24 protein-coding genes and 3 tRNA genes are annotated in these 23,756 nt (G+C 66.3%); 13 read left to right on the forward strand and 14 right to left on the reverse strand.

The genetic code is table 11. The annotated features are described in order from the left end of the window. Nucleotides 1-47: 47 nt before the first annotated feature. Nucleotides 48-1,433, reverse strand: coding sequence for a tRNA (N6-isopentenyl adenosine(37)-C2)-methylthiotransferase MiaB (gene miaB / locus KUL97_RS07470; protein WP_217796335.1), 1,386 nt, complete (start codon nt 1,431-1,433; stop codon nt 48-50). A gap of 217 nt (nt 1,434-1,650) precedes the next feature. On the opposite strand from miaB, the gene KUL97_RS07475 reads away from it, so the two are divergent. Both KUL97_RS07475 and KUL97_RS07480 read left to right on the forward strand, forming a co-directional pair. Next, nucleotides 1,651-2,712, forward strand: a complete 1,062-nt coding sequence (locus KUL97_RS07475; RefSeq protein ID WP_217796336.1) for a dipeptide epimerase — start codon at nt 1,651-1,653, stop codon at nt 2,710-2,712. Then, on the forward strand, nt 2,712-3,794 hold the full coding sequence (locus KUL97_RS07480) for a DUF1611 domain-containing protein (RefSeq protein WP_217796337.1): 1,083 nt from the start codon (nt 2,712-2,714) through the stop codon (nt 3,792-3,794). Before KUL97_RS07475 ends, KUL97_RS07480 begins: the two co-directional genes overlap by 1 nt. 44 nt (nt 3,795-3,838) lie before the next feature. On the opposite strand, the gene KUL97_RS07485 is transcribed toward KUL97_RS07480, so the two are convergent. Beyond that, nucleotides 3,839-3,911 (reverse strand) — tRNA-His (locus KUL97_RS07485). Nucleotides 3,912-3,950: 39 nt separating this feature from the next. Between KUL97_RS07485 and KUL97_RS07490 the strand changes: the two genes are divergently transcribed. The 3 genes from KUL97_RS07490 to KUL97_RS07500 are packed head-to-tail and all read left to right on the forward strand — an operon-like array spanning nt 3,951 to nt 7,057. Beyond that, nucleotides 3,951-4,361: a DUF4359 domain-containing protein gene (locus KUL97_RS07490; protein ID WP_254896305.1), complete on the forward strand. Its 411-nt coding sequence runs from the start codon at nt 3,951-3,953 to the stop codon at nt 4,359-4,361. After that, the gene (locus KUL97_RS07495; RefSeq protein ID WP_217796338.1) at nt 4,351-5,652 is read left to right on the forward strand and encodes an amidohydrolase family protein; all 1,302 of its coding nucleotides are present in this window, start codon (nt 4,351-4,353) and stop codon (nt 5,650-5,652) included. The genes KUL97_RS07490 and KUL97_RS07495 overlap by 11 nt, the downstream gene beginning before the upstream one ends. Nucleotides 5,653-5,659: 7 nt before the next feature. Beyond that, nucleotides 5,660-7,057 carry an FAD-binding oxidoreductase gene (locus KUL97_RS07500; protein WP_217796339.1) on the forward strand — a complete coding sequence of 466 codons (1,398 nt, stop codon included), beginning with the start codon at nt 5,660-5,662 and terminating at the stop codon, nt 7,055-7,057. Between the two features lie 12 nt (nt 7,058-7,069). Here the strand turns inward: KUL97_RS07500 and KUL97_RS07505 are convergent, their stop codons facing one another. The 5 genes from KUL97_RS07505 to murA form a co-directional block, all read right to left on the reverse strand. Continuing rightward, entirely contained in the window at nt 7,070-7,594 is a 525-nt protein-coding gene (locus KUL97_RS07505) for a pentapeptide repeat-containing protein (RefSeq protein WP_217796340.1), read from the reverse strand. A gap of 20 nt (nt 7,595-7,614) precedes the next feature. Next, nucleotides 7,615-8,838 carry a Mur ligase family protein gene (locus KUL97_RS07510; RefSeq protein ID WP_217796341.1) on the reverse strand — a complete coding sequence of 408 codons (1,224 nt, stop codon included), beginning with the start codon at nt 8,836-8,838 and terminating at the stop codon, nt 7,615-7,617. Then, nucleotides 8,808-10,019 (reverse strand): aspartate aminotransferase family protein, encoded by a 1,212-nt coding sequence (locus tag KUL97_RS07515; protein ID WP_217796502.1) that lies wholly within the window; start codon nt 10,017-10,019, stop codon nt 8,808-8,810. Before KUL97_RS07515 ends, KUL97_RS07510 begins: the two co-directional genes overlap by 31 nt. Nucleotides 10,020-10,060: 41 nt before the next feature. Further along, nucleotides 10,061-10,142 (reverse strand) — tRNA-Leu (locus KUL97_RS07520). A gap of 26 nt (nt 10,143-10,168) precedes the next feature. Continuing rightward, nucleotides 10,169-11,464 (reverse strand): UDP-N-acetylglucosamine 1-carboxyvinyltransferase, encoded by a 1,296-nt coding sequence (murA, locus tag KUL97_RS07525; RefSeq protein ID WP_217796342.1) that lies wholly within the window; start codon nt 11,462-11,464, stop codon nt 10,169-10,171. A gap of 148 nt (nt 11,465-11,612) precedes the next feature. On the opposite strand from murA, the gene KUL97_RS07530 reads away from it, so the two are divergent. From KUL97_RS07530 to trpC, 5 genes are all read left to right on the forward strand, one after another. After that, nucleotides 11,613-11,696 (forward strand) — tRNA-Leu (locus KUL97_RS07530). 143 nt (nt 11,697-11,839) lie between these two features. Next, nucleotides 11,840-12,088, forward strand: a complete 249-nt coding sequence (locus KUL97_RS07535; protein ID WP_217796343.1) for a hypothetical protein — start codon at nt 11,840-11,842, stop codon at nt 12,086-12,088. Beyond that, nucleotides 12,088-12,873 (forward strand): RNA methyltransferase, encoded by a 786-nt coding sequence (locus tag KUL97_RS07540; protein ID WP_217796344.1) that lies wholly within the window; start codon nt 12,088-12,090, stop codon nt 12,871-12,873. The genes KUL97_RS07535 and KUL97_RS07540 overlap by 1 nt, the downstream gene beginning before the upstream one ends. Nucleotides 12,874-12,920: 47 nt before the next feature. Beyond that, nucleotides 12,921-14,363 (forward strand): dihydrolipoyl dehydrogenase, encoded by a 1,443-nt coding sequence (lpdA, locus tag KUL97_RS07545; protein WP_217796345.1) that lies wholly within the window; start codon nt 12,921-12,923, stop codon nt 14,361-14,363. A gap of 4 nt (nt 14,364-14,367) precedes the next feature. After that, a complete protein-coding gene (gene trpC / locus KUL97_RS07550; RefSeq protein WP_217796346.1) occupies nt 14,368-15,252 on the forward strand; it encodes an indole-3-glycerol phosphate synthase TrpC in 885 nt (294 codons plus the stop codon). A gap of 108 nt (nt 15,253-15,360) precedes the next feature. On the opposite strand, the gene rpsD is transcribed toward trpC, so the two are convergent. After that, nucleotides 15,361-15,969 (reverse strand): 30S ribosomal protein S4, encoded by a 609-nt coding sequence (rpsD, locus tag KUL97_RS07555; RefSeq protein ID WP_217796347.1) that lies wholly within the window; start codon nt 15,967-15,969, stop codon nt 15,361-15,363. Nucleotides 15,970-16,125: 156 nt separating this feature from the next. On the opposite strand from rpsD, the gene yidD reads away from it, so the two are divergent. From yidD to KUL97_RS07570, 3 genes are all read left to right on the forward strand, one after another. Next, the gene (gene yidD, locus KUL97_RS07560) at nt 16,126-16,353 is read left to right on the forward strand and encodes a membrane protein insertion efficiency factor YidD (protein WP_083798514.1); all 228 of its coding nucleotides are present in this window, start codon (nt 16,126-16,128) and stop codon (nt 16,351-16,353) included. Beyond that, nucleotides 16,353-16,607, forward strand: a complete 255-nt coding sequence (locus tag KUL97_RS07565; protein WP_217796348.1) for a glutaredoxin family protein — start codon at nt 16,353-16,355, stop codon at nt 16,605-16,607. The genes yidD and KUL97_RS07565 overlap by 1 nt, the downstream gene beginning before the upstream one ends. 107 nt (nt 16,608-16,714) lie before the next feature. Beyond that, complete coding sequence (locus KUL97_RS07570) at nt 16,715-18,235, forward strand: UDP-N-acetylmuramoyl-L-alanyl-D-glutamate--2,6-diaminopimelate ligase (RefSeq protein ID WP_217796349.1); 1,521 nt, start codon at nt 16,715-16,717, stop codon at nt 18,233-18,235. Here the strand turns inward: KUL97_RS07570 and KUL97_RS07575 are convergent. The 6 genes from KUL97_RS07575 to KUL97_RS07600 all read right to left on the reverse strand — a co-directional run bounded on the left by KUL97_RS07575 (nt 18,232) and on the right by KUL97_RS07600 (nt 23,755). After that, nucleotides 18,232-19,416, reverse strand: a complete 1,185-nt coding sequence (locus tag KUL97_RS07575; RefSeq protein ID WP_217796350.1) for an aminotransferase class V-fold PLP-dependent enzyme — start codon at nt 19,414-19,416, stop codon at nt 18,232-18,234. The two genes, KUL97_RS07570 and KUL97_RS07575, sit on opposite strands and share 4 nt — an antisense overlap. Before the next feature lie 89 nt (nt 19,417-19,505). Further along, a complete protein-coding gene (locus KUL97_RS07580; protein ID WP_217796351.1) occupies nt 19,506-20,318 on the reverse strand; it encodes a sulfotransferase in 813 nt (270 codons plus the stop codon). Between the two features lie 41 nt (nt 20,319-20,359). Beyond that, the gene (locus tag KUL97_RS07585; protein WP_217796352.1) at nt 20,360-21,055 is read right to left on the reverse strand and encodes a sulfotransferase; all 696 of its coding nucleotides are present in this window, start codon (nt 21,053-21,055) and stop codon (nt 20,360-20,362) included. Nucleotides 21,056-21,458: 403 nt separating this feature from the next. After that, nucleotides 21,459-21,620, reverse strand: a complete 162-nt coding sequence (locus KUL97_RS07590; RefSeq protein ID WP_217796353.1) for a hypothetical protein — start codon at nt 21,618-21,620, stop codon at nt 21,459-21,461. Nucleotides 21,621-21,713: 93 nt separating this feature from the next. Next, nucleotides 21,714-23,207 (reverse strand): AAA family ATPase, encoded by a 1,494-nt coding sequence (locus tag KUL97_RS07595; protein WP_217796354.1) that lies wholly within the window; start codon nt 23,205-23,207, stop codon nt 21,714-21,716. Further along, a complete protein-coding gene (locus KUL97_RS07600) occupies nt 23,204-23,755 on the reverse strand; it encodes a DUF177 domain-containing protein (protein WP_217796355.1) in 552 nt (183 codons plus the stop codon). Before KUL97_RS07600 ends, KUL97_RS07595 begins: the two co-directional genes overlap by 4 nt. Between the last annotated feature and the right edge of the window lies 1 nt (nt 23,756).

Raw genomic sequence — 23,756 nt, forward strand, 5'->3', positions numbered from 1 at the left:
GTGAATCGAGAGGCCAAACGTATCAGCGATCTCGGCGCTGACCAGGCCTAGGGCTGGGCTGTGCCGCTGAGGGAGAAGGCCCGCACCTCCTCGATGCGCACCTCCACCAGATCGCCCGGCTGCCAGCGGCCGTTCTCGCCGGAGAAGAAGGTGAGCCGGTTGGTGCGGGTGCGGCCCATCACCTGCTCGGGATCCTTAGGATTGATGCCCTCCACCAGCACCTGTTCGGTGCGGCCGGCATAACGGGCGCTGCGCTCCCGGGCCACCCGCTCCACCACGGCGTTGATCTCGCGCAGGCGCTCCACCTTCACCTCCTCGCTTAGCTGGTTGGGCCAGTTGGCCGCAGGGGTGTTGGGGCGCGGCGAGTAGGCGGCGGTGTTCACCTGATCGAAGCCGATCTCCTCAATCAGATCGAGGGTGCGGCGGTATTGGGCGTCGGTTTCGCCTGGGAAGGCCACGATCACATCGGCGCTGATCGAGGCATCGGGCATGCGCTCGCGGATCCGATCGATGATGCGCCGGTAGCGGTCCACCGTGTAGCCGCGGGCCATCTCCTTGAGCACGTCATCGTCGCCGCTCTGGAAGGGGATGTGGAAGTGCTCGCACACCTTGGGCAGATCGGCGCAGGCATCGATCAGCCGTTCGGTGAAGTAGCGCGGGTGGCTGGTGGCGAAGCGGATGCGCTCGAGCCCCTCCACGTTGTGCACGAACTGCAGCAGATCGGTGAGGGTGTGCTGGCGGCGGCCTTCCGGCGTGATGCCGGGGAGATCGCGGCCGTAAGCATCGATGTTCTGGCCCAGCAGGGTGATCTCCTTGAACCCCTGGGCGGCGAGGCCTTCCATCTCGAGCTTGATCGCCTCGGGCAGGCGGGATTGCTCCTTGCCGCGCACCGAGGGCACCACGCAGTAGGTGCAGCGCTCGTTGCAGCCGTAGATCACATTCACCCAGCCGCAGATGCTGCTGTCGCGGCGGGCGGTGGTGATGTCTTCCAGGATGTGGTGCTCTTCGGTGGCCACCACCTGCTGGCCCTGCTCCACCTGGGCGAGCAGCACATCGAGGCGGTTGGCGTGCTGGGGGCCCATCACCAGATCCAGCTCGGGCACCCTCCGCAGCAGTGATTCGCCCTCCTGCTGGGCCACGCAGCCCGCCACCACCAGGGTGAGGTTGGGGTTGACGCGTTTGCGCTGGGCTTGCCGGCCCAAGTAGCTGTAAACCTTCTGCTCGGCGTTATCGCGGATCGTGCAGGTGTTGTAGAGCACGAGATCGGCCTCGAGCTCAGCCTGGGCTTCGCTGTAGCCCATGGATTCGAGGATCCCGGCCATGCGCTCGGAATCCGCCTTGTTCATCTGGCAGCCGAAGGTGGTGATCCAGTAGCTGCCGCGCCCGCCCACTGCGGTGGGGGAAGGAGCGTCGCGCAGAGGTGTCGCCGTCATGAGCTCAGTCTCCGGTATCGCGGGGTCGGGCTGCGATGGCCCGTCGCCGCGACGGCCTGGCCTAGGGGCGACTGCCATTGGGTTGCCTCCGGGAGTGGGCCCAGATCCGGCTTGATGTGGGCCCACTCCCGGAGATGCAGCTCGATGAGGTCGGCCCGGCTTCAGGCCTGGCGGGCGCGGCGCATGCGTGCCAGCTTGAAGGCAGCGCCGTGGGGCCATGCGCCTTCGCCTGCATCGCTTCCGCCTGAGCAAGGCCGTGCCGCTCGCCATCAGCCGCGGTACCACCAGCGCTGTGGAGCATCTGCTGCTCGAGCTCGAGCACGAGGGCCTGATCGGCCGCGGCGAGACCGGTGGCTTTGACACCGGCCACCGCCACTACGACACCGAGGCCATTGCGGCGGAGCTGGAGGGGCTGGCGCCGGAGCTGGAGTGCCTGGCGCCGCAGCCGCTGCAGCCGCTTGAGCCGCTTCTGGCCGGGCTGAGCCCGCCGGCGCGCTGCGGCCTGGATCTGGCCCTGCACGATTGGTGGGGGCAGCGCCTGGGGCAACCGCTGCACCGGCTCTGGGGGCTGGATCCAGGCGCCTGCGCCGCCACCAGCGTGACCCTCGGCTTAGGACCGATCGAGGCGGTGTTGGCGCGGCTCGAGCGCTGGCGGCTGCAGCTGCCCTCCACTCGCATCAAGCTCAAGCTGGGCTCCCCTGATGGTCTCGACCACGACCGTGCCCTCGTGCAGGCGGTGCGCAGGGCGCTGCGGCCTGGCGATGAGCTGCAGATCGATGCCAATGGCGGTTGGGATCTCGATGGGGCACAGCAGATGATTCCCTGGCTGGCCGATCTGGGGGTGGTGCTGGTGGAGCAGCCCCTGGCGCCCCAGCGCGATGCCGCCGCCGACACGGCTGGCTTCGCGGCACTCCAGGGACTGGCGTCGATCCCTGTGGTGGCTGATGAAAGCTGCTGGGATCTGGCCGATTTGTTGCGCTTGGCGCCCCATGTGCAGGGCATCAACATCAAGTTGGTGAAGTGCGGCGGCCTGAGCGAGGGGGTGTTGATGGCGCGCACGGCGCGGCGTCTCGGTCTTGGCGTGATGCTGGGTTGTTATTCCGATGGCGGTTTGCTCAACAGCGCCGCGGCTCAGTTGCTGCCGCTGGTGCAGTGGCCTGATCTCGATAGCCATCTCAACCTGCTCAACGACCCCTTCGCCGGCCCCGAGCGTGAGGGGGATGTGCAGCGGCCGGCGCAGAGGCCGGGTCTTGGGGTGCAGCCCCAGGAGGTGCACTGATGCTCAGCCCCGATGCTCCGCTGGTGCTGTTGCAGCACGGCGGCCTCGACAACCTCTCGGGCAAGACCGGCCTGGCGATGCTGCGCTACCGCCAGGGCCCGATCGTGGCGGTGATCGATCCCGCCCATGCTGGCGCCGATCTGCAGACGCTCACGGGGATCGCGCGCGCTGTGCCGGTGGTGGCGGATCTGGCCGCGGCGCTGGCCTTTGGGCCGGCGGTGGCGGCGGTGGGATTGGCGCCCTCCGGCGGACGCTTGCCGCGCGAGATGCGGGCCGATGTGGTGGCGGCGCTGCGGGCTGGGCTCAATCTGGCGAGCGGCTTGCACAGCCGTCTGGCGGCGGACCCGGAGTTTGCAGCGATTCCCCTGGCGCCGGGTCAGTGGATCTGGGATCTGCGCCAGGAGCCGGCGGAGCTGGAGGTGGCGATGGCCCGCTGCGCTGCCCTGCCCTGCCGGCGCCTGCTGGCGGTGGGATCGGATATGGCCGTGGGCAAGATGAGCGCCTGCCTGGAGCTGCAGCGGGCGGCCCAGCGGGCGGGGTTGGATGCCCGCTTTGTGGGCACCGGCCAGGCCGGCATCTTGATCAGCGGCCAGGGCGTGGCGCTGGATGCGGTGCGTGTGGATTACGCCGCCGGTGCGGTGGAGGCGGCAGTGCTGGCGGCCGCGCAGGGGGCTGGAGCCGAGGCCTGGGTGCTGGTGGAGGGCCAGGGTTCGCTGGCGCACCCTGGATCCACGGCCACCTTGCCGCTGATGCGGGGCAGCCAGCCCACGGATCTGCTGCTGGTGCATCGCGCCGGCCAGAGCCATGTGCGCACCCGAGCGGGCGCTGTGCCCGTGGCGATCCCACCGCTACCGGAGCTGATCGCGGCCTGTGAAGCGGTGGCGGCCTTGGGCCGGCCCGACGGACTGCGGCCCCGGGTGCGGGCCATCGCCTTGAACACCGCCTTACTTGATGCGGCCGAAGCCGAGCGCCAAGCCCAGCAGATTTCAGCACTCACCGGCTTGCCGGCGCTTGATCCAGTGCGCCACGGGGCTGATGCGCTGTTGGCGGCCTTACTTGCAGCGCCGGCGACCGCTGGATAGGCGAAAGCCCCACCACTCAACGAGTGATGGGGCTTTCGAGCAGGGGCGGACGAGGGGACTTGAACCCCCGAATGCCGGAATCACAATCCGGTGCCTTAACCACTTGGCTACGCCCGCCAGGGCTGCGCGATCCTATCAATGCGTGTGCAGCCTTGAATGGAGCGGCTTGGTGGGCTGAGCAGGCCATGGGGGTGGTGCCTCACGGCGGTGGCGCTGGGGGGAGCCCTGGTGGCCACCAACCCCGACGAACAGGATTTCGAGGAGTTCGCCGGTGAGCGGCTCGTGCGCCTCGTGGATCAGGAGCTCTGCGATCAGGGCGGCCTGCCGATGGTGGCGCGGCTGCTGATTCAGAACTGCTCTGAGCTCGTGCAGGGGCAGGAGCGCGTGCTGGGCAGCCTGGCTCTGCAGGGCAGCACGCGCACCAATGCCGGTGTGTTCAGCCTTTACAGCACCCAGCTCGGCGGACAGTCGCTGTTGCCTGGCCTGCGCATACCCCGCTACAGGATCCTCACGCTGGGAGTGGCGGGGCAGCTGGTGATGCTGCAGGCCAGTGCTGATGAGGGCTGATGCCCCCGGGCCCAGCTGCCTGAAGCTGCAGCTGCCGCGGCTGCTGCTGGATCCCTGCCAGCGCGATCTGCCCTGCGGCGATGCCGATGGGTTGGTGCCGGTGCAGCTGGAACTGAAGGCCGGCCGGGTGGCCGCGATCCGGCCCCTGGCATCCCCGCAGGGTTTGCCCCTGGCGCTCACGCCTCTGGTGGAGGCCCATGCCCATCTTGATAAGGCCTTCAGTTGGGAGCAGCACCCCAACCGCAGCGGCCAGATGGCTGACGCACTGAGCGTGAATCTGCTGGAGGGCGAGCAGCGCACCCTCGAGCAGGTGTGCCAGCGCGCCGGCCGCGCCCTGGATCAGGCCTGGCGCTATGGCCTGCGCGCCATTCGCAGCCACATCGATAGTGGCGGGCCGGGTGCAGCGCCCAGCTGGGAGGCCTTGCTGGGGCTCCAGCAGCAGTGGCGCGGGCGCGTGGAGTTGCAGCTGGTTGCTCTGGTGCCGATCAGCCACTGGAGCACTGAGGCCGGCCGGGCCCTGGCGCAGCGGGTGGCGCTGGCTGGCGGCTTGTTGGGCGGAGTGCTCGGGCCGCCCTATCCGCGCGCCCGCCGCGATCGCCAGGCCCTGCAGGGGATGTTGGCCCTGGCTGAGCAGCTCGGCTGCGGCATCGATCTGCACGTGGATGAGAGCGGCGAGGCCCCTGGCCAGGGGGTGGCGCTGTTGCTCGAGCAGCTGGAGCGCCACCGCCCTCAACTGTCGATCACCTGCAGTCACGCCAGCAGCATGGGGCTGCTGCCGCTCGCCGCGCAGCAGCGGCTGGCGGAGCGGCTGGCGCGTTTGCAGGTGGATGTGGTGGCCCTGCCCACCACCAACCTCTGGTTGCTGGGCCGGCGCGGGGATACGGATCTGGCCCAGCGGCCCCTGGCGCCGGTGCGCCAGTTGCAGCGGACCGGGGTGGTGGTGGCTGTGGGCGGCGACAACGTGCAAGACCCCTGGGATCCCGGCAGCGACTTCGACCCGCTCGAGCTGCTGCGCCTGGGCAGTCGCGTGTGCCATTGCGCCCCCTGGCAGCGCCAGGGGCTCACCCCCTTCACCACGGCGCCTGCGCGCCTGCTCGGCCTGGCGTGGGATGGGATCTTGCGCCAGGGATCTCCGGCCGATCTAGTGATCACCAGTGCCACCAGCTGGAGTGAGCTGCTGGCTAGGCCGCCCCAGCGGCGGGTGCTGCGCGGCGGCCAGTGGCTGCAGGCGGCCTCCACAGAGCAGCCCTCGCCAGCCCTTGCCAGGCTGGAGGCCTCAACCTTCCGCTGATTGCTCGATGGCCTCGCTGCTGCCCAGCGCTCTGCCGCAGCCCCTGCCGGATCCGGCTACGGCGCAGCAGCTGGAGCAGCTGGCCGCTGATCTGCGCGCCGCCGGCTTGATGCCCCTGCGCAGCAGCGGAGAGCTTGAGCAGCTCTCCGCCGATGCTTTTGTGTATTCGCCGGTGCTGCAGCCCCTGCTGCAGGGGTTGCGGGCGCAGCTGGGCGTACGGGCTGAGAGCGCCGAACAGGTGTTGGCGGTAGCGGCGGCCTGCGCCCGCCATGGGGTGAGCCTCACCCTGCGCGGGGCTGGCACGGGTAATTACGGCCAGGCCACGCCCCTGGCTGGCGGGTTGGTGCTGGAGCTCAGCGCCATGAACCGTCTGCTGGAGGTTGATCCCAGCAGCGGTGTGTTCAAAGCAGAGGCGGGAATCCTGCTGGCCGATCTGGAGGAACAACTGCAGGCGCGGGGCCGTGAGCTGCGCCTGCTGCCCAGCACCGTGCGCAGCGCCAGCCTGGCGGGGTATCTGGCGGGCGGCTCCAGTGGGATCGGCTCGCTGCGCTGGGGATTTCTGCGGGATCCAGGCCATCTGCTCGGGCTTGAGATCGTCACGCTCGAATCCACGCCGCGGCGGCTTCAGCTCGGGGCTGCGGAAGCCGAGGCGATCAACCACGCCTATGGCTGCAACGGCATCATCACCAGCGTCACCATGGCCAGCGCGGCTGCCGTGCCCTGGCAGCAGTGGGTGCTGGAGTTTGCCTCCTGGGACCAGGCCCTGTCGGCGGCGCAGCAGCTGCCTAAAACAGCCTTGCTGCTCAACGCCCTCTGTGCCCTGGAAGGGCCTGTGGCGCAAAGGATGCCGTGGCCAAAGGGCTGCCCCCCCGCTAAGGCATCAGGGCATCGGCTGTTAATCCTGGCGGCCCCGGATGCACGCTTGGCCCTCGATGCGCTGCTGCTGAGCCTCGGGGGCCAGCTGGTGTGGGAGGCGCCCCAGGGGCAAAGCCGGGGCATCCCGCTGCGGGAGCTGTGCTGGAACCACACCACCCTGCATGCCCGCACCCAAGATCCGGGTCTCACCTATCTGCAGCTGCTGTTGCCTCAACCGGAGCAGCCGGCCCTGGCCGCCTTGCGCCAGCGTTGGGGCGACGACGTGCTCTGGCACCTGGAAGCGGTGCGGGCCCAGGGGCAGCAGCGGTTGGCCTGTTTGCCGCTGGTGCGCTGGCGGGGGCGTGAGGCGCTCAGCGACCTCATCCGCCACGCCTGCGAGCTGGGCTGTCTGTTGTTCAACCCCCACGCGATCACGGTGGAGGACGGCGGCCTGGGCGGGGTGGATGCGGCTCAGGTGGCGGCCAAAGCCGAGTACGACCCGGCCGGGCTGCTCAACCCCGGCAAGCTGCGTGGCTGGTTGGAGCGCTGAAGCGAACTGGCTTCAGCAGCCGAGGCTGGCGCGGGTGTCGGCGCCGGTGCTGGGGTTGGTGCCGCTGGCCTTGGCGCAGAGCAGCCGCTGGTCGGCGCGATCAATCAGGGCATCGCTGAAGTCGGCGCCGGTCACATCAGCGCCGCTGAAGCTGGCACCCGCCGCGATCACCCCCACCAGCACGGCATCGCGCAGGTTGGTGTAGCTCATGTCGGTGCGGTCCATCAGCACATCGCTGAGATCGGCGCCGCTGAAATCAGCTTCGGGGAAGGCCCCTTGCGTGAAGATCGCGCCGTGCAGATTGGCGCCGGTGAAGTTGGCACCCTTGCCCACCGCACCAGCAAACGACGTGTTGGCCAGCTGCTGGTTGGAGAAGTCTTTGCCGCTCTGGTTGGTGAGCGTGTAATCCACGGTGTCCTGGAACAGGGCCCGATCCTGCAGGCCCACACCTGCACTGGTGTCGAGCGCCATGGCCGGCAGGGCGGCCACCAGCAGCCAGAGGCTGGTGGCAAAGGCCATCAGGCGGCGGATCAGCATGGCGGCGGCGGCGTCTGCCTTCAGTCTGTCGCTTGAAGCAGGGGCAGTAGCTCCGCCACCAGATAGAGCGAACCGCAGGCCACCGGTAGAGCGGGCGAGTCGATCAGCCAGGCCAGGTTGCTGAGGAGGTCTGGAGCGCCTGCCTCCAGGGGAAGGCCCGTCGCGGCCTGGAGCTCCTCCGCGCTCCAGCTGCTGTGCTCTGCCGGCAACGCCACCACGCGCACCGCATCGCCTGGCTTGAGCAGGCTCTGCAGCAGTTGCGGCGCATCCTTGTGGCGTTGCATGCCGATCAGCCAGCGCCGCGGTAGGCCCTGCTCCTGGGTGCGTTGATCGAGCTCTTGGCGCAGGGCCGCGGCGGCTGGTGGGTTGTGGGCGCCGTCCACGAGCAGCGGGCACCCCTGGAATTGGCGATGCTCCAGCCGGCCAGGCCAGCGGGCTTGCTGCAGCCCTGCGTGGATGGCGGCGGTGTTGATCGGCCAGCCGCGCTCCGCCAGTGCCTCGGCCGCGCCGTAGGCCACGGCGGCGTTGAGCTGCTGCAAAGTGCCGCGCAGGCCCAAACGCGGGCCGCCTTCCGCGGTGCTCGGGAGTGGTCCCACCCAACGCAGCAGACAGCCCTCGCGGGTCGCCTGCTGGCGCAGTACCGCCGCTGCTTCCGGGGGCTGTGGGCCGCTCACGGCGAAGGCCCCGGGGTGCAGCACGCCCGCTTTCTCTGCGGCGATGGCCGCGATCGTGGGCCCTAGGTGTTCGGTGTGATCGAGGCCGATGCTCCCGAACGCCAGCACCTGGCGATCCGGATGCACCGTGGTGGCATCGAGCCGGCCCCCCAGTCCCACCTCCAATACGGCTAGCTCCACGCCCGCATCGGCGAAGGCCTGCATGGCCGCAGCCGTCACCAGCTCGAAGGGGGTGAGGTTGTGCCGCAGCGCTAGGGGCTGAAGCTCCTGCAGTAGTGCACTCAGCGCGGCTTCGCTGATCAGGCCCTCCGGCAGGCGGATGCGCTCGCACCAGCTGAGCAGATGGGGTGAGGTGTAGAGGCCGCAGGGGATGCCGGCGGCGCTGGCGATGGCGTGCAGCATCGTGCTGATCGAACCCTTGCCATTGGTGCCGGCCACTTGCACCGCCGCAAAGCGACGCTCCGGATGGCCCAGTTCGGCCAGGGCCGCCTGCAGCCTCTCAAGGCCGAGGTCAACACCCCGGCGGCTGAAGGGGGCGATCAGCTCGCTGAAGGGGTCTTGGCCTGGCACTCGATCAGGGCTCGTTCCAGTCGCTTCACCGCTTCGCGGATGTGGCGCGGCTGAATCGTGAGGGGCGGCACAAAGCGCACCACATTGGTGCCGGCGGGCACCAGCAGGAGCCCTTCAGTCATGGCCGCTTTCACCACATCGATGGCGGCGGGGCCATCGGGGCGCAGCACCAGGCCCTGGAGCAAACCCCAGCCGCGGCAGCCTTCGGCCAGCGTGGGGTGACGACCCACGAGGCCGGCGAGCTGCTCCTGCAGCAGCTGACCCATCGCTTCGGCATGGGCGGGCAGATTGCGCCGCACCAGCTCTTCCGCCACGGTGAGGCCAGCTCGGCAGGCCATGGGGTTGCCGCCGAAGGTGCTGGCATGCTCACCGGGCTTGAGGTGATCGGCAGAGGCCTTCACGCACAACGCGCCGATCGGGAATCCGCCGCCCAGCCCTTTGGCGAGGGTGAAGGCATCGGGTTCCACGCCCAGCTTTTGGTAACCCCAGAGACGCCCGGTGCGGCCCACGCCCACCTGCACCTCATCAAAGATCAACAGGATGTTGTGTTGATCGCAAAGCTCTCGCACCCGCCGGAAGAACGCCTGGTTGCCGGGGTTCACACCGCCTTCGCCCTGGAGCGGCTCGAGCATCACGGCGGCCACCCGTGGACCGTTCTGTTCGCACTCCGCAAGGAGCGCCTCAAAGGCGGCGGTGTCGTTGTAGGGGAAGTAGCGGAACCCCTGCACCATCGGCTCAAAGCCCTGGTGATATTTGGGTTGGCCAGTGGCGGTGACCGCCGCCAGTGTGCGCCCGTGGAAGCTCGCCTGGGCGGTGAGGATCAGCGGGCCACCAGCCTCATTGCCAATGCCGCGCACCTGGTGGCCGTGCTTGCGGGCCAGCTTGATCGCGCCCTCGTTGGCCTCTGCGCCCGAATTGCAGAAGAACACCGCATCGGCGCAGCTGTTGGCCGTGATCCAGGCCGCCAGCTGTTCCTGCTCGGGAATGCGATACAGGTTCGACACGTGCTGCAGCTTGCGCAGCTGCCGGCCCAGAGCCCGGCGCATCACCGGGCTGCTGTGGCCGAGGGTGCACACGGCAATACCAGCCACGCCGTCGAGGTAGCGCTTGCCCTGGCTGTCCCACACCCACACGCCCCGGCCGCGGACCAGTTCGAGGGGAAAACGCCCGTAGGTCTGCATCACCGCCGAGCTGGCGGGGGTGATGCGAGGGGGCGGAGTCATAGGAGCGGTGGGACTTGAACCCACATGCCCGAAGGCGCTCGATTTTGAGTCGAGTCCGTCTACCAATTCCGGCACGCTCCCGCGTGGCTGACTTTAGGGGTCAGCCCTCAGCCCACGCGGCGGATCGAGGCGCCGACGCGGTTGAGTTTGCCCTCGAAGTCGGCGTAGCCGCGATCGAGGTATTCCAGGCCCTGCACCGTGGTGATGCCTTCGGCGGCCAGGCCCGCCAGCACCATGGCGGCGGAAGCGCGCAGGTCGCTGCCCTGCACCGGTGCACCGCTGAGGCGCGCCACCCCTTCGATGAAGGCGGTGCTGCCCTGCACGCGGATCGCAGCGCCCATGCGCTGCAGTTCAGCCACGTGCTGCAGCCGGTTTTCGAAGATGTTTTCCGTGATCACGCTTGTGCCTGTGGCCGTGGCTAGCAGGCTCATGAACGGCGCTTGCAGGTCGGTGGGGAAACCCGGGAAGGGCTGTGTGCGTAGATCCACGGCCCGGATCTCGTCGGCGCTGATCGTGACCAACGTGCCGTCGATCTCGAGCTTGCAGCCCGCTTCTTCGAGCTTGGTGAGCACGGCGCCGAGGTGATCGGTGATCACCGGGCCCACCGTGAGGGTGGAGCGGGTGATCGCCGCGGCCAACAGGAAGGTGCCCGCCTCGATGCGATCGGGAATCACGGCGTAATCCGCACCGTGGAGCCTCTCCACCCCAACGATCGTGATGGTGGGGGTGCCGGCACCGCGCACCTTGGCGCCCATGGCCAGCAACAACCCGGCCAGATCCACCACCTCCGGCTCGAGGGCGGCGTTTTCGATCACCGTTTCACCCTCGGCCAGGGCGGCGGCCATCATCAGTGTTTCCGTAGCGCCCACGCTGGGGCAATCGAGGTGGATGCGCCCGCCCTTCAGGCGATGGCCGCGGCCTGGCACCACCGCCGACACCACACCGTGCTCGATCGTGACCTGAGCCCCCAGGGCCTTGAGCCCCTTCACGTGCTCCACCACAGGCCGGGTGCCGATCTGGCAGCCACCGGGGAGGGGGACCCGGGCGATGCCCAGCCGTGCCAGCAGGGGGCCGATGCAGAAGAAGCTGGCCCGAAGGCTGTTCACCAGCTCATAGGGCGGGGCCGATTGGCTCAGGCCCGAGCCGTTCATCTCAAGGCTCTCACCGTTGCGGCGCACCTTGACCCCGAGGGAACTGAGGATGTCGCCCATCCCCTGGATGTCCGTGAGGGGCGGCACGTTGCGCAGCCGCAATTGATCTTCGGTGAGCAGGCTGGCGGCCATCAGCACCAAGGCTGAGTTCTTGGCACCACTGACCCGCAGCTCGCCCGACAAACGGCGGTTTCCCGCGATCTCGAGCTGAGGGTTGAGAATCTGTTGAGACGGGAGCGCGGTCACGGTCATGGCTTCGGGCGTCCCGCCTCAGGGGCCTCATCCTGACAATCCGTCCTGAGACCGGCAAGACGTCCGGCGCTGGAACTGGCTTGGCCCCGGGGGCGCCACCCTTGATGGGGTACATTTCCGGGGTCGCCGACGCGACACGCCAGCCCCTGCGGATGTGGCGGAATTGGTAGACGCGCTAGTTTCAGGTACTAGTGGCAGCAATGTCGTGGGAGTTCAAGTCTCCCCATCCGCACTTCTAAAGCCTCCCTCAAGCTGAGGGGGGCTTTTTGTTGCTTCGCTGCTTTTGCTTGCTGTGGATTGCCTTGGTTGTCAGGCTGCGCGGCAAAGCAGCTGCATCCGTGCAGCTGCTTTGATCGTTGTTGTTGCACCTTCGCGATGCTCGTTCTCAAGATCACCAATGCCCCTGAAGTGGTGGCATCCAAGATCGGCCGTTTTCTCGAGGCGCTGACTCCCGACGCCCTCGACGAAAAAACGGTGGAGGACGTGATTATCAAAGAATTGATCAGCAACCTCACCGCCGAGGGGCTCAAGGGTGAAGTGGCGGCGGTGCGTGGTCTGGAGCTGAAGGACGCCAGCCTTGAAGTGGGCGATGGACTGCACGTGCGCCGCCACGAAACCTTCTGATGGAGCTGATCACCAGCCGCCGGAACCCGCTGGTGGGACGCCTGCGGGCGCTGCACCAGCCCAAGGGGCGCCGTGAGCAGGGCTTGCTGCTGTTGGAGGGCACCCATCAAGTGCAGGAGCTGCTGCGGCTGGGGCTTCAGCCCGAGCAGCTGCTCGCCACCCCCGCCTGGATCGAGCGCCACGGCGCTTTGCTGGCGGATCAGGCGCTTCCGCTGCAGCCGGTGGGTGAGGAGGTGATGGAGGCGGTGGCCACCACCGATCACCCCGATGGGGTGGTGGCCACCCTGGCGCGCGAGGCCCTGCCGGTTGCCCGGGGTGACGGAGCCTTCGTGCTGGCCTTGGATCAGCTCCAGGACCCTGGCAATCTCGGCACCCTGCTGCGTACGGCTCTCGCTGCCGGAGTGGATGAGGTGTGGCTCGGAGGCGGCGCCGATCCGCTCCAGCCCAAGGTGCTGCGCGCTTCTGCAGGTGCCGCTTTGGCCCTGCCACTGCTGCGGCTGACCGATCGCTCAGGCCTGCTGCCCCTGCTGCAGCGTGCGGCAGCTGAAGGCCGCCAACTGGCCGCCACCCTGGTGCATGCCACTGCCCAGCCCTATTGGCAACTCGAGTGGACCCGTCCCACGGTGTTGTTGCTAGGGAATGAAGGGGCGGGGCTGCATCCGCAGCTGGCTGACCTGGCGACCCATCGCGTCACCATCCCCCACAGCGCGGCGGTGGAATCCCTGAACGTGGCGGTGGCGGCGGCGCCGTTGTTGCTGGAGCGCTGGCGCCAGCTCCACAGCTGAATGGGGGGCTGACAGGAGAGAATGCCCGCCAATTGAGCAGGCATCCGGTGAGCGACGGCAGCTTCGACTTTGATGTGATCGTGATCGGCGCTGGCTATGGCGGCTTCGATGCGGCCAAACACGCTGCTGAGCACGGCCTGCGCACCGCCATCATTGAAAGCCGCGACATGGGCGGCACCTGCGTGAACCGCGGTTGCGTGCCCTCCAAGGCGCTGCTGGCCGCCAGCGGCCGCGTGCGCGAGTTGGCCGATGCCGAGCACCTCAAGGGCTTCGGGATCCACGCCGCCCCCGTGCGTTTTGAGCGTCAGAAGATCGCCGACCACGCCAACCAGCTGGTGGCCACGATCCGCGGCAACCTCACCAAAACCCTGGAGCGCGCCGGCGTCACGATCATCCGCGGCACCGGCCGCCTCGAAGGGCCCCAGAAGGTGGGTGTGCGCGAGATCAACGGCGTGGATCGCGTGCTCAGCGGCCGCGACGTGATCATCGCCACCGGTTCTGATCCCTTCGTGCCGCCCGGGATTGAAACCGATGGCCGCACGGTATTCACCAGCGATGAGGCCGTGAGCCTGGAGTGGCTTCCCCGCTGGATGGCGATCATCGGCAGCGGCTATATCGGCCTGGAATTTGCCGATGTGTACACCGCTTTGGGTTGTGAGGTCACGATGATCGAGGCCCTCGATCGGGTGATGCCCACCTTTGATCCCGACGTCGCCAAGATTGCTGCCCGCAACCTGATCGATGGCCGCGACATCGACGCCCGCTCCGGTGTGCTGGCCAAGTCGATCAAGCCCGGTGCGCCGGTGCAGATCGAGCTGGTGGATATGCAGACCCGTGAGCCCGTGGAAACCCTCGAGGTGGATGCGGTCCTGGTGGCCACCGGCCGCGTGCCCAGCAGCAAGGGCCTGAACCTGGAGGCCTGTGGCATCGAAACCAACCGCGGCTTCATTCCGGTGGACGATCAGCTGCGGGTGCTGGTGAACGGTGCTCCCGTGCCCCACCTCTGGGCCGTGGGCGATGTGACCGGAAAAATGATGCTGGCCCACACCGCAGCGGCCCAGGGCACCGTGGCGGTGGACAACATCCTGGGCCACCCGCGCGCGATCGATTACCGCTCGATCCCTGCAGCCACCTTCACCCATCCCGAGATCAGCTCGGTGGGGTTGAGCGAAGCCGATGCCAAAGAGCTGGCGGCCAAAGATGGTTTCGAGCTGGGAGCGGTGCGCAGCTACTTCAAGGCCAATTCCAAGGCCCTGGCGGAGCTGGAGAGCGACGGCCTGATGAAGCTGCTGTTCAACAAGAGCACTGGCGAGGTTCTCGGCGCCCATATTTATGGCCTGCATGCTGCAGATCTGATCCAGGAGATCGCCAACGCTGTGGCTCGCCGCCAGAGCGTGAAGCAGCTGGCCAACGAGGTGCATACCCACCCCACCTTGAGCGAAGTGGTGGAAGTGGCCTACAAGCAGGCCGCCATGGCCGTGGGAGCCTGAACCGATGGAGATTCGTCGCCGGCCGCCGAACCCCAAGGTGAAGGTGGCCCACCTGGAGTACGCCATCCCCCACGAGGAAAGCGAACCGCGCAACATCCTCGAGAAGATCGTCTGGGAGAAAGACCGCGAGGTGGCGGTTGCCCGCGAACGGGTGAGCTTGGAGCAGCTCAAGAAACAGGTGGCTGAGCTGCCGGCTACCCGCGATTTCCTGGCGTCGCTGAAAGCCGCCTGCCGCAAACCGGCGGTGATCGCCGAGGTGAAGAAAGCCAGCCCCAGCAAGGGCGTGATCCGTGAGGATTTCGATCCCGTGGCGATTGCCCAGGGTTACGCCGCTGGTGGTGCCAGCTGCCTCTCTGTGCTCACCGATAAGCAGTTCTTCCAGGGTGGCTTTGAGGTGCTGGTGCAAGTGCGCCAGGCCGTGGAGCTGCCGCTGCTCTGCAAAGACTTCATCCTCAGCCCCTATCAGCTGTATCAAGCGCGCGCCGCCGGCGCCGACGCAGCCCTGCTGATTGCCGCGATCCTCACCGACGCGGATATGGCTTATCTCCTGAAGGTGGCGCGGGCCCTGGGCCTCACCGTGCTGGTGGAGGTGCATGATGCAACCGAGCTGGAGCGGGTGCTCGCTCTCGACGGTGTGCAGCTGATCGGCATCAACAACCGTGATCTGGCCAGCTTCCACACCGATCTGGCCACCACTGAGTCGCTCACCGAGCGCTATGGCGATCAGATCCGCGCCAAGGGCTGCCTGCTGGTGAGCGAATCGGGGCTGTTCAGCCGCGATGATCTCGATCGCGTGCAGAGCGCCGGCGCCGATGCTGTGCTGGTGGGTGAATCGCTGATGCGGCAAGACGATGTGACCGCGGCTCTCGAGAAGCTGATCGGCGGCTGACATCTCAGCGCTGTCAGACACAACCCAGCTCACAAAAAAGCCCGGCTGGATAGCCGGGCTTTTGCTGTAGGTGGGGAAGATCGGGGCTGCCGGAAGGCAGCCGATTGATCACACCTTGCGGGAGTAGTACTCCACCACCAGCAGTTCGTTGATTTCGAGGGCGACCCACTCGCGCTCGCACTTGCTGATCACCTTGGCCACCTGCTTGTTCTTGTCGAGCTCGAGGTGGGGGGGGATGTTGGCCAGACCCGGGAATTCCAGGTTGGCTTCAGCCAGCTTCTTGCTTTGCTTGCGCTCGCGGATGGCGACCACATCACCGGCTTTGCACTGGTAGCTGGGGATGTCCACGACGCGACCGTTCACGGTCACGTGGCCATGGTTCACCAGCTGACGGGCACCGGGAACGGTGGGGCCGAAGCCGAGGCGGAAGCACACATTGTCGAGACGGTTCTCGAGCAGCTTCAGCAGGTTGGTTCCCGTGGAACCCTCCTGGGCGCGCGCTTTCTTCACGTAGCGCACGAGCTGACGCTCGGAGATGCCGTAGTTGAAGCGAAGCTTCTGCTTCTCTTCGAGGCGGATGGCGTATTCGGAGCGCTTGCGACGGGCTTGGCCGTGCTGACCGGGGGGATAAGACCGCTTAGCGGACTTACGGGTGAGACCGGGAAGGTCTCCCAAGCGCCGCGTAATCCTCAGACGAGGGCCGCGGTAGCGAGACATAGAAAACCGTGTGGTTGGGCAAAGGAGTGGTGAGAGCTTGGTGCTGGTGAAGCGGCCTTGCGAGAATCTCTCGGTGCCGGTAGCTCCAACAGCGGGCTGCAGCCACGCCAGTTGTCGATCCTATCGCTCGGCCCTGGTTTCTCCCCTTTGCTGCCCATGAACCAGCTGCTGCAACGGTTGCTCCTGGCCTTGATCGGCTTCTACCGCCTCTTCATCTCACCGCTGTTGGGCCCGCCCCGCTGCCGTTTCATCCCCAGCTGCAGTGCTTACGGTTTGGAGGCGATTGAGCGGCATGGCCCCTGGCGCGGCAGCTGGCTCACCCTGCGTCGCCTGCTGCGCTGTCATCCCTTCACCCCCTGCGGCTGCGACCCGGTGCCGGATTGATGGCTGAGCTTGTGCTGATCACCCGGGAGGGGTGCTGCCTTTGCGAGGGACTGGAAGAGAAGCTGCTCGCTTTGGCTTTGCCGTTCAGCCGGCTGGATGTGGACGCTGATCCGCAGTTGTTGGCCCGTTTTGATCTGGAGGTGCCGGTGCTGCTGGTTCGGGAGGCCGGTGAGGAGCGGCAGCTGCCGCGGGTGTCGCCGCGCTTGCCGGCTACCCAGCTGCACGCCTGGCTGAAGGGCCATGGTGTGGCCTGATCAGGTGGCCAGAGTGGTCAGTCTTGCCTGAGGCTCACAAGACTGGTTGCAGCGGCAACCGTGTGGGCTGGGATTGCGCTTAAAACAAGCGCATCAGCCTTGCGGCCATGTCTGATCGGCTTCACCCTTTGCTGCGCCAGGTGGGCCTGGCGGTGCCGCCCGGGTTGGCCAACGCGGATGTGACCAGCGTCAGCTGTGATAGCCGGCGGGTGGGCCCGGGCACCGTGTTTGTGGGCTTGCCGGGCGCGCAAGTGGATGGCGGGGTGTTCTGGCCGCAGGCCCTGGCGGCTGGGGCGGTGCTGGCGGTGATTGGGCGTGCGGCGGCGGAAGCCTGTCCACCCGCCGACCAGGACGCGGTGCTGGTGGTGGCCGACCCCGTGGCGCGCTGGGCTGGGCTGCTGGCTGCGGAGTTCTGGCAGCAGCCGAGCCAACGCCTGCACCTGATTGGCGTGACGGGCACCAACGGAAAAACCACCACCACCCACCTGATCGAGCATCTCGCCGCCAGCTGCGGCACCCCCGCCGCCTTGTTTGGCACCTTGGTGAACCGCTGGCCTGGCCACAGCGTGACCGCGCAGCACACCACGGCGTTTGCCGATGTGCTCCAGGGGCAGTTGGCTCAGGCCGCGGAATCGGGGGCCCAGCTGGGAGCCATGGAGGTGAGCTCCCATGCCCTCGATCAGCAACGCGTGAGCGGCTGCCGTTTTGCGGGGGCGGTGTTCACCAACCTCACCCAGGACCACCTCGACTATCACCCGTCGATGCAGGCCTATTTCGAGGCCAAGGCCAGCCTGTTCAGTGCGCCCTTCCTTGAGCTGCAGGACGGGCAGCCCACGGCCGTGGTGAATGTGGATGACCCCTGGGGGCAGCGTTTGGCCGAGCGGCTGGGGAGCCACGCCTGGCGCTGTTCGTTGGAGGAAGGCTCTGAGGCGGAGCTGCGCATGGAGCAGCTGCAGTTCAGCTCTGAGGGTGTTCGAGGGGTGCTGGTGAGCCCCCATGGCAGCGGTGCGTTCCAATCGCCCCTGCTCGGTCGGTTCAACCTGATGAACCAGCTGCAGGCGGTGGGCGCCTTGCTGCAGCAGGGGCTGCCTTTGGCCAACCTGCTGCAGGGCCTCAGCAGTTTTCGGGGTGTTCCCGGCCGGATGGAACGGGTAGCTGTGGGCCGTGCGGAGTGTTGTGAAGGAGCGTTGCCGGCGGTGTTGGTGGATTACGCCCACACCCCCGATGGTTTGGAGAGTGCGTTGAAGGCCTGCCGGCCCTTTGCGCGCGGGCAGCTGATCTGTGTGTTTGGGTGCGGGGGGGATCGCGATCGCACCAAGCGGCCGCTGATGGGCTCCATCGCCGCGCGGTTGGCGGATCGGGTGGTGGTCACCTCCGATAACCCCCGCACCGAAGATCCTCAGCAGATCCTCAACGACGTGGTCGCCGGCATCCCCGAGGGCACGGCCGTGCAGGTGGAGGCGGATCGTGGCCGTGCGATCGCCGCCGTTGTGGCGGCTGCCCGGCCTGAGGATCTGGTGTTGATTGCCGGCAAGGGCCACGAGGATTACCAGATCCTGGGCACCACCAAGATCCATTTCGACGACCGCGAGGAAGCGGAGAAGGCCCTGCGGGAGCGGCCCTGTTAGGCGAGGGCCCTCACGGCGTTCAGCAGGGCCTCAATCTCCTGGGTTGTGGTGGTGATGTGGGTGCAGGCCCGCAGGCAATCGGGATCGTCCAGACGGCGGATCCACAGGTGCTGTTCTCCAAGACGGTCCACCACACCGGCTGTGGAGGCGCCCTGCAGGCTGAAGCTCACCAAGCCCGCCGGTGGTGGGTCCGGCAGCAGGGTGCTGATGCCTTGGACCGCCTGAAGGCCCTGCCAAAGCTGGCGGCTGCCGGCCTGGATGGTGGCGAGGCGTTGCTGAGGAGTTCCCGCTTCGGCAAGCAGCTCCAGGGATGTGGCCAGGCCGCTGCAGAGAGGAACGCAGGAGGTGGCCACTTCAAAGCGTCGCGCGTCGCTGTGGAAGCTGCTGCCGGCTGAGGCCTCATGGCGCAGGCTGCGCCAGCCGATCAGGGTGGGCTGTGCCTGCTCCAGAAGCCGATTTGAGAGGGCGACGCCGCCCAGCCCCTCTGGGCCGCAGCACCATTTGTGGCCCGTAAAGGCATAGATGTCGGCCGCTGCGGCTGCCTCATCCACGGGGATGGATCCCATTGACTGCGCTGCATCCACCAGCAGCCACGGTGTGTTTGGATGCCGGCGCAGATGTGCTGCCACCGCGGTGATCGGCATCACGCTGCCGCTGTTCCACAGCAGGTGGGAGAGCGCCACCAGACGCGTGCGTGGCGTGAGGGCCCGCTCGAGGGCCTCCAGCACGGCCTGATCAAGCGCAGCTTGCGGTGTGGTGCGGCACAGCTCCAGCACCGGCAGCCACTGAATCTGGAGCCCTTCGCGCCGGGCCAGCTCCTGGCAGGCAGCCACCACTCCTGGATGTTCGCAGTCGCTGATCAGGAGCGCGTCATCCGCTTGCCAGGGCAGTCCCCAGAGCGGCAACACGCAACCGCTAGTGACGTTTTCGGTGAGGGCAATCCGATGCGGTGCCACACCGCACAGGTGAGCTAAGGCTTGGCGTACCCGGGCTGATTCGTGCTCAATGAAGGGCCACACATCATTGGTGAACGGCCCCAGCTCCTGGATGCGCTGCCAGCTGGCGTGGATGGCCTGCAGGGAGGGAGTTGGCAGGGGGCCTTGACCGCCGTAGTTGAAGTAGGTCTTGTTGGCGAGGGCTGGGCAGAGATCCCTGAAGTCGTTTTGCGTTGCGTCTGTCAAGGTCTGGCTGTTGCGGATTAGCTCGGAGCCGCTTGCTGAGAGAATGGCGCCGTGAGCGTATTCTCTCGCCTCGGTGCTGTTTCTGCTGTCTATGGAGATGGTGGATCAGGCCACAGCCCAACCTCTGGAAAGCGTGCTGCGAGCTGTTGATTAGGCTCCTTATAAAAATCTTGAAGGTGCCGGATCACATCTGCGGGGATTACTGTTTTGGGCTTGTTGGTGTTTCGAGGGGGGGAATGTTGGGGCTGTGGAATTGGATTAAGATTGAGAAAACGCTGTGCCTGATAGAAGGTGGCTTCGGAGTCTCTGAAGAAGTCTTCACTTTTGATGATCAGGATTTGTTCTCGGCTGTAGTACTCGATGAATGCCTCGAGTTGCTGGGCATAGAGGCCGCGCGCTTTGTAGGGGTTAGCGTTCCTTCCGCTGCGTGAGACTTCGGCAGTGAGGGCGATTTCCGGGGGCCTCGTTTCGACGCCATTGCGCTGAAGATGGCAGTAGTGGGAGATGGCTCGCTCCACAGGGTTACGAAGCATCGCGATGAGCTTGGCGTTCGGAATCAACGCGTGCATGCGTGGTGCTGAGACCGTTGCATTCGCGAGATACGACGGCGTTGCCTCGATTCTGCAGTGTGCACCTCTCAATGTTTCCCAGATTGGGAAGTGAGTTCGATACCAGTGGCTGCCTTTTGCATAGTGCTTGTCAAAGAAGTGTATTTCCTTCACCGATGAGAAGGCGACTTGTGGGTGCTCGCGCAGCCATGCATTGAGTGTTGTGGTCCCGCATTTCATGCCGCCAATGATCAGGGCATTCGGTAGGGGGCGGAACGCGGTGGTGAGCCGGTAGTAGGGGTAAAGCGCTTGCCGAAGGCGCTCGCGCTGAGTGAGGGTTCGGATTCGAAACATGTTGTTGGCACGCCCGCCTTCATCGTAGACAGTGGGTTTGCTTACCAGCCTGGAAAATCACCCAAGAGAGCGCTGAGGTCCTGATTGGGTTGTTCATAGAAGATCTCCAGGTGCTGCCTTACGGCATCGGAAATCACGGGCTTGATGGTGCTGGTGTTGCGAGCGGTTGCATTGTCGGGGAGGGGTCTTCTCTCCAGGTTGAGAAAGTTCAGAGTTTGTTGGTAGATGGTTGAGGGTGCGCTGAAGAATTCCTCGCTTTTGATGATGAGGATGTTATTGCGTGGGTAAAAGTTGAGGAAGTGTTCGAGCTGTTTGGCGTAAAAGCCTCGCGACTTGTAGTGATTGACGCAGCTGCCGTTGCTTGTGAAATCAGACATCAGTGCCACTTCAGGTGGGCGGGATTCCTTCTGGTTTCGGAGTGCATGGCCGTAGTGAGAAATGGCCCGCTGGACCGGGTTGCGCAACATCACGATCAACTTGGCACCCGGAATCAGGGCATGCATCCGTGGTGCAACCCGTTCTGCCCGATAGAGGTAAGAGGGTGTTGCCTCGAGTGTGCAGCTTGCGCCCTGTAGGCGTTCCATGATGGGGAAATGGGTTCTGTACCAACCTGTGCCCCGTTCAAAATGTTTGTCGAAAAAATGAACCTCTTTGTGGCTCGAGAAGGCGATGCCTGGGTGCTCCCTCAGCCAAGCATTCAGGCTTGTTGTGCCGCACTTCATGCCGCCAATGATCACGGCATTAGGAAGGGGTCTCAGGGGCGCGCTGAGCCTGTAAAGAGGGTAAAAGTTTTTGCGAAGATACTGGCGAGTGCTCTTGCTTCGGCGTAGCAAGGTCTGATTCGCGGCAATGGGCAATATGACCCACTGATCTAGTAAATATTCTGAAGGTGCTAAAGGGGTTGTCTAGAAGCTCCTGCGCTGCAGTGCTTTCAGGGTTTTTGCCCAACATCTGTAAGCACTCTTGCTGTGATCTAGCGCACGGTTTGATTCATGTCTCGCTCGATTTCAGCCTCGCTGAACGGCATCGCGGGTTGGGAGAGCGTCCAGCCAGTCCTGGTGGCCAGCATTGGGGTTGCCACTATTAACCGCTGCTACGGCTGGCGGTAGGCGCATTCGTGCTGGAGGCGCCGCATCCCCTTCAGAGCACCTGCCCCACCATCACGGCAGCGATGGCGGAGAACAGGGTGATGCCGAGGGCAGTGAAGGGGTTCTGGCCCTGGGCCACGGCGAAGCTGGTGATCACACCGGCGCCGAGGCAGGCCACGGCCAGTTGGGTGGTGAGGGCTGGGCGCTGCTCCACGGTCTCGGGCTCGAATGGCAGCAGCTTGCTGGCAGCAGCGGCTGGGAGCTTGGCTTCTTTACCTGGCGTTGATCTTCGTTACGCCGCGCAATGTCAGGCCGGAGCCATTCGGGTGGAGGCTGGGCGCGCTCGGCCGCTGCTGGCCCACTGCTGCAGCGCCTCGAGTTGCTCGCGGGCCGTTCGCGACAGCGGCACCAGTTGGGCGGCGGCACTGATCAGATCACTCTCGCAAAACTCGCGCTGCTCGCTGAAGGCTTGGTGCATTGCTTCGATCACCACCTGCTCGAGTTCGGCCCCGGAGAAGCCGGCTGTGCGGTCCACCACCACCTCTAGCGGCAGGCTGTGATCGGGGCGCCGCCTCCGAAGCTGCAAATCGAGGATCGCTTTGCGCTCGGTTGCATCGGGGAGATCCAGCAGGAAGATCTCGTCGAAGCGGCCCTTGCGTAGCAGCTCGGGAGGCAGCTTGTCCACGCCGTTTGCGGTGGCCACCACGAACACGGCGCTGCTCTTCTCCGCCATCCAGGTGAGCAGGCTGGCCAGCACGCGCTGGCTGGTGCCGCCATCGCTGCGGCCATCGCCGGCGGCTCCGAACCCCTTATCGATTTCATCAATCCAGAGCACGCAAGGGGCCATGGCTTCAGCGCGCTGGATCATGTCGCGGGTGCGTGCTTCGGAGGCCCCCACCAGCCCGGCGAAGAGGCGTCCCACATCCAGCCGCAGCAACGGCATGCTCCAGCTGTGAGCAATCGCTTTGGCGGTGAGCGATTTGCCGGTGCCTTGCGGGCCCACCAGCAGCACGCCCCGTGGCAAGGGCAGCCCGTAGCGGCGCGCGTCATCGCTGAACGCCATGTGGCGCTGTTCCAGCCAGCGCTTGAGAGCATCGAGACCGCCGATGTCGGCTGGGCTGGCTTCCGTGGGGCAGTACTCGAGCAGCTCGCTGCGGGCGATGGCCTGCCGCTTTTCCTCCAGCACCTCATCAAGATCAGACAGGCCCAGCTCGCCGCGGCTGGCGAGGCCCCGAGCCGCGACCTGGCGAATGCGCTGTTCGCTCAGCCCGCTGCAGCTGTGGCTGAGTTGCTCGAGCAGTTCAGGCTCGAGATGTTGGCCGCAGGCTTGGGCGATGCTGCCCAGGAGAGCTTCGATCTCCTGCTGGTTGGGCAGGGGCAGATCGAGCAGCGTGATGCACTCATCGAGATCCCTCGGTGGCTGCCACTCGGTGGCGGTGATCACGAGGGTGTGCGGCTGTTGGCGCAGGCTGCTGGCCAGGTTGCGCAATTTGCGGCAAATGCTGGCGTCGTCGCAGTAGCGGTGGAAGTCGTGCAGCACCAGCAGGGCCGGCTGTTCGGCCGACAGGGCGGCCAGGCTGTCGAGGGCTGCTAGGGGATTGCGCGCGGCTTCGCCATCGCGACCTGGCCAGCCGCTGAGGCCACTAATGAAATCCCAGCGGGCGAGAGCTCGATTCCCCAGGCGACGCGCGGCGGCAGCGAGCAGCGTGGCGATCCGTTCTTCTTCCTGGCTACGGATCCAGAGGATGGGGGTGCGCGCCCGAATCAGCAGATCGAGGTGGTCGGCCCAGGCCTGGCTCATGGCTGCAGTTTTTTCAACGCCGCCCAGCGAGGGTCGGTGAGTGCCTGTTCACCGGGCGCCCCCAACAGCTCAGGGCCCGGGCAATCCGTGCCGCAGCGATTCACCAGCGGCAGCTGCAGGCTGAGCTGTTCGAAGATCCAGTGTTCGGGATCGAAGTCGCCGCTGGGATCAAGGCTTTCGCACAGGCCATCGGGATCGAGTTCGAGCACCTCGCTGCCGCCTTCAAGCACCACCTCGGCATCAATGCCGGCGGATCTGGCTTGATCCCCGAGCCACACCACTTCCTGATGGCGAAAGCTCAGGGGGTGATTGAAGTGTTGCAGGCAGCGATCACAGCGCAGGGTCACGATCGTGCTCGCTTCGCCGGCCACCTCAAGGATGTTGCCGCGATGCACGGCCGTGAGGCTGCCGCGAACGGGGGTGAGGCTCTCCAGTTCGCTGATCGCTTGATCCACCGTCCAGCTTCGTCCGTCCGCGAGGAGCCGCAACTCCTGAAGCGGCACAGGCTGCAGGGGATCTCCAGCCGGCGACGGATGGATGGCAGCCATG

It is taken from the genome of Synechococcus sp. HK05 (assembly GCF_019104765.1).
GTDB lineage: Bacteria > Cyanobacteriota > Cyanobacteriia > PCC-6307 > Cyanobiaceae > Vulcanococcus.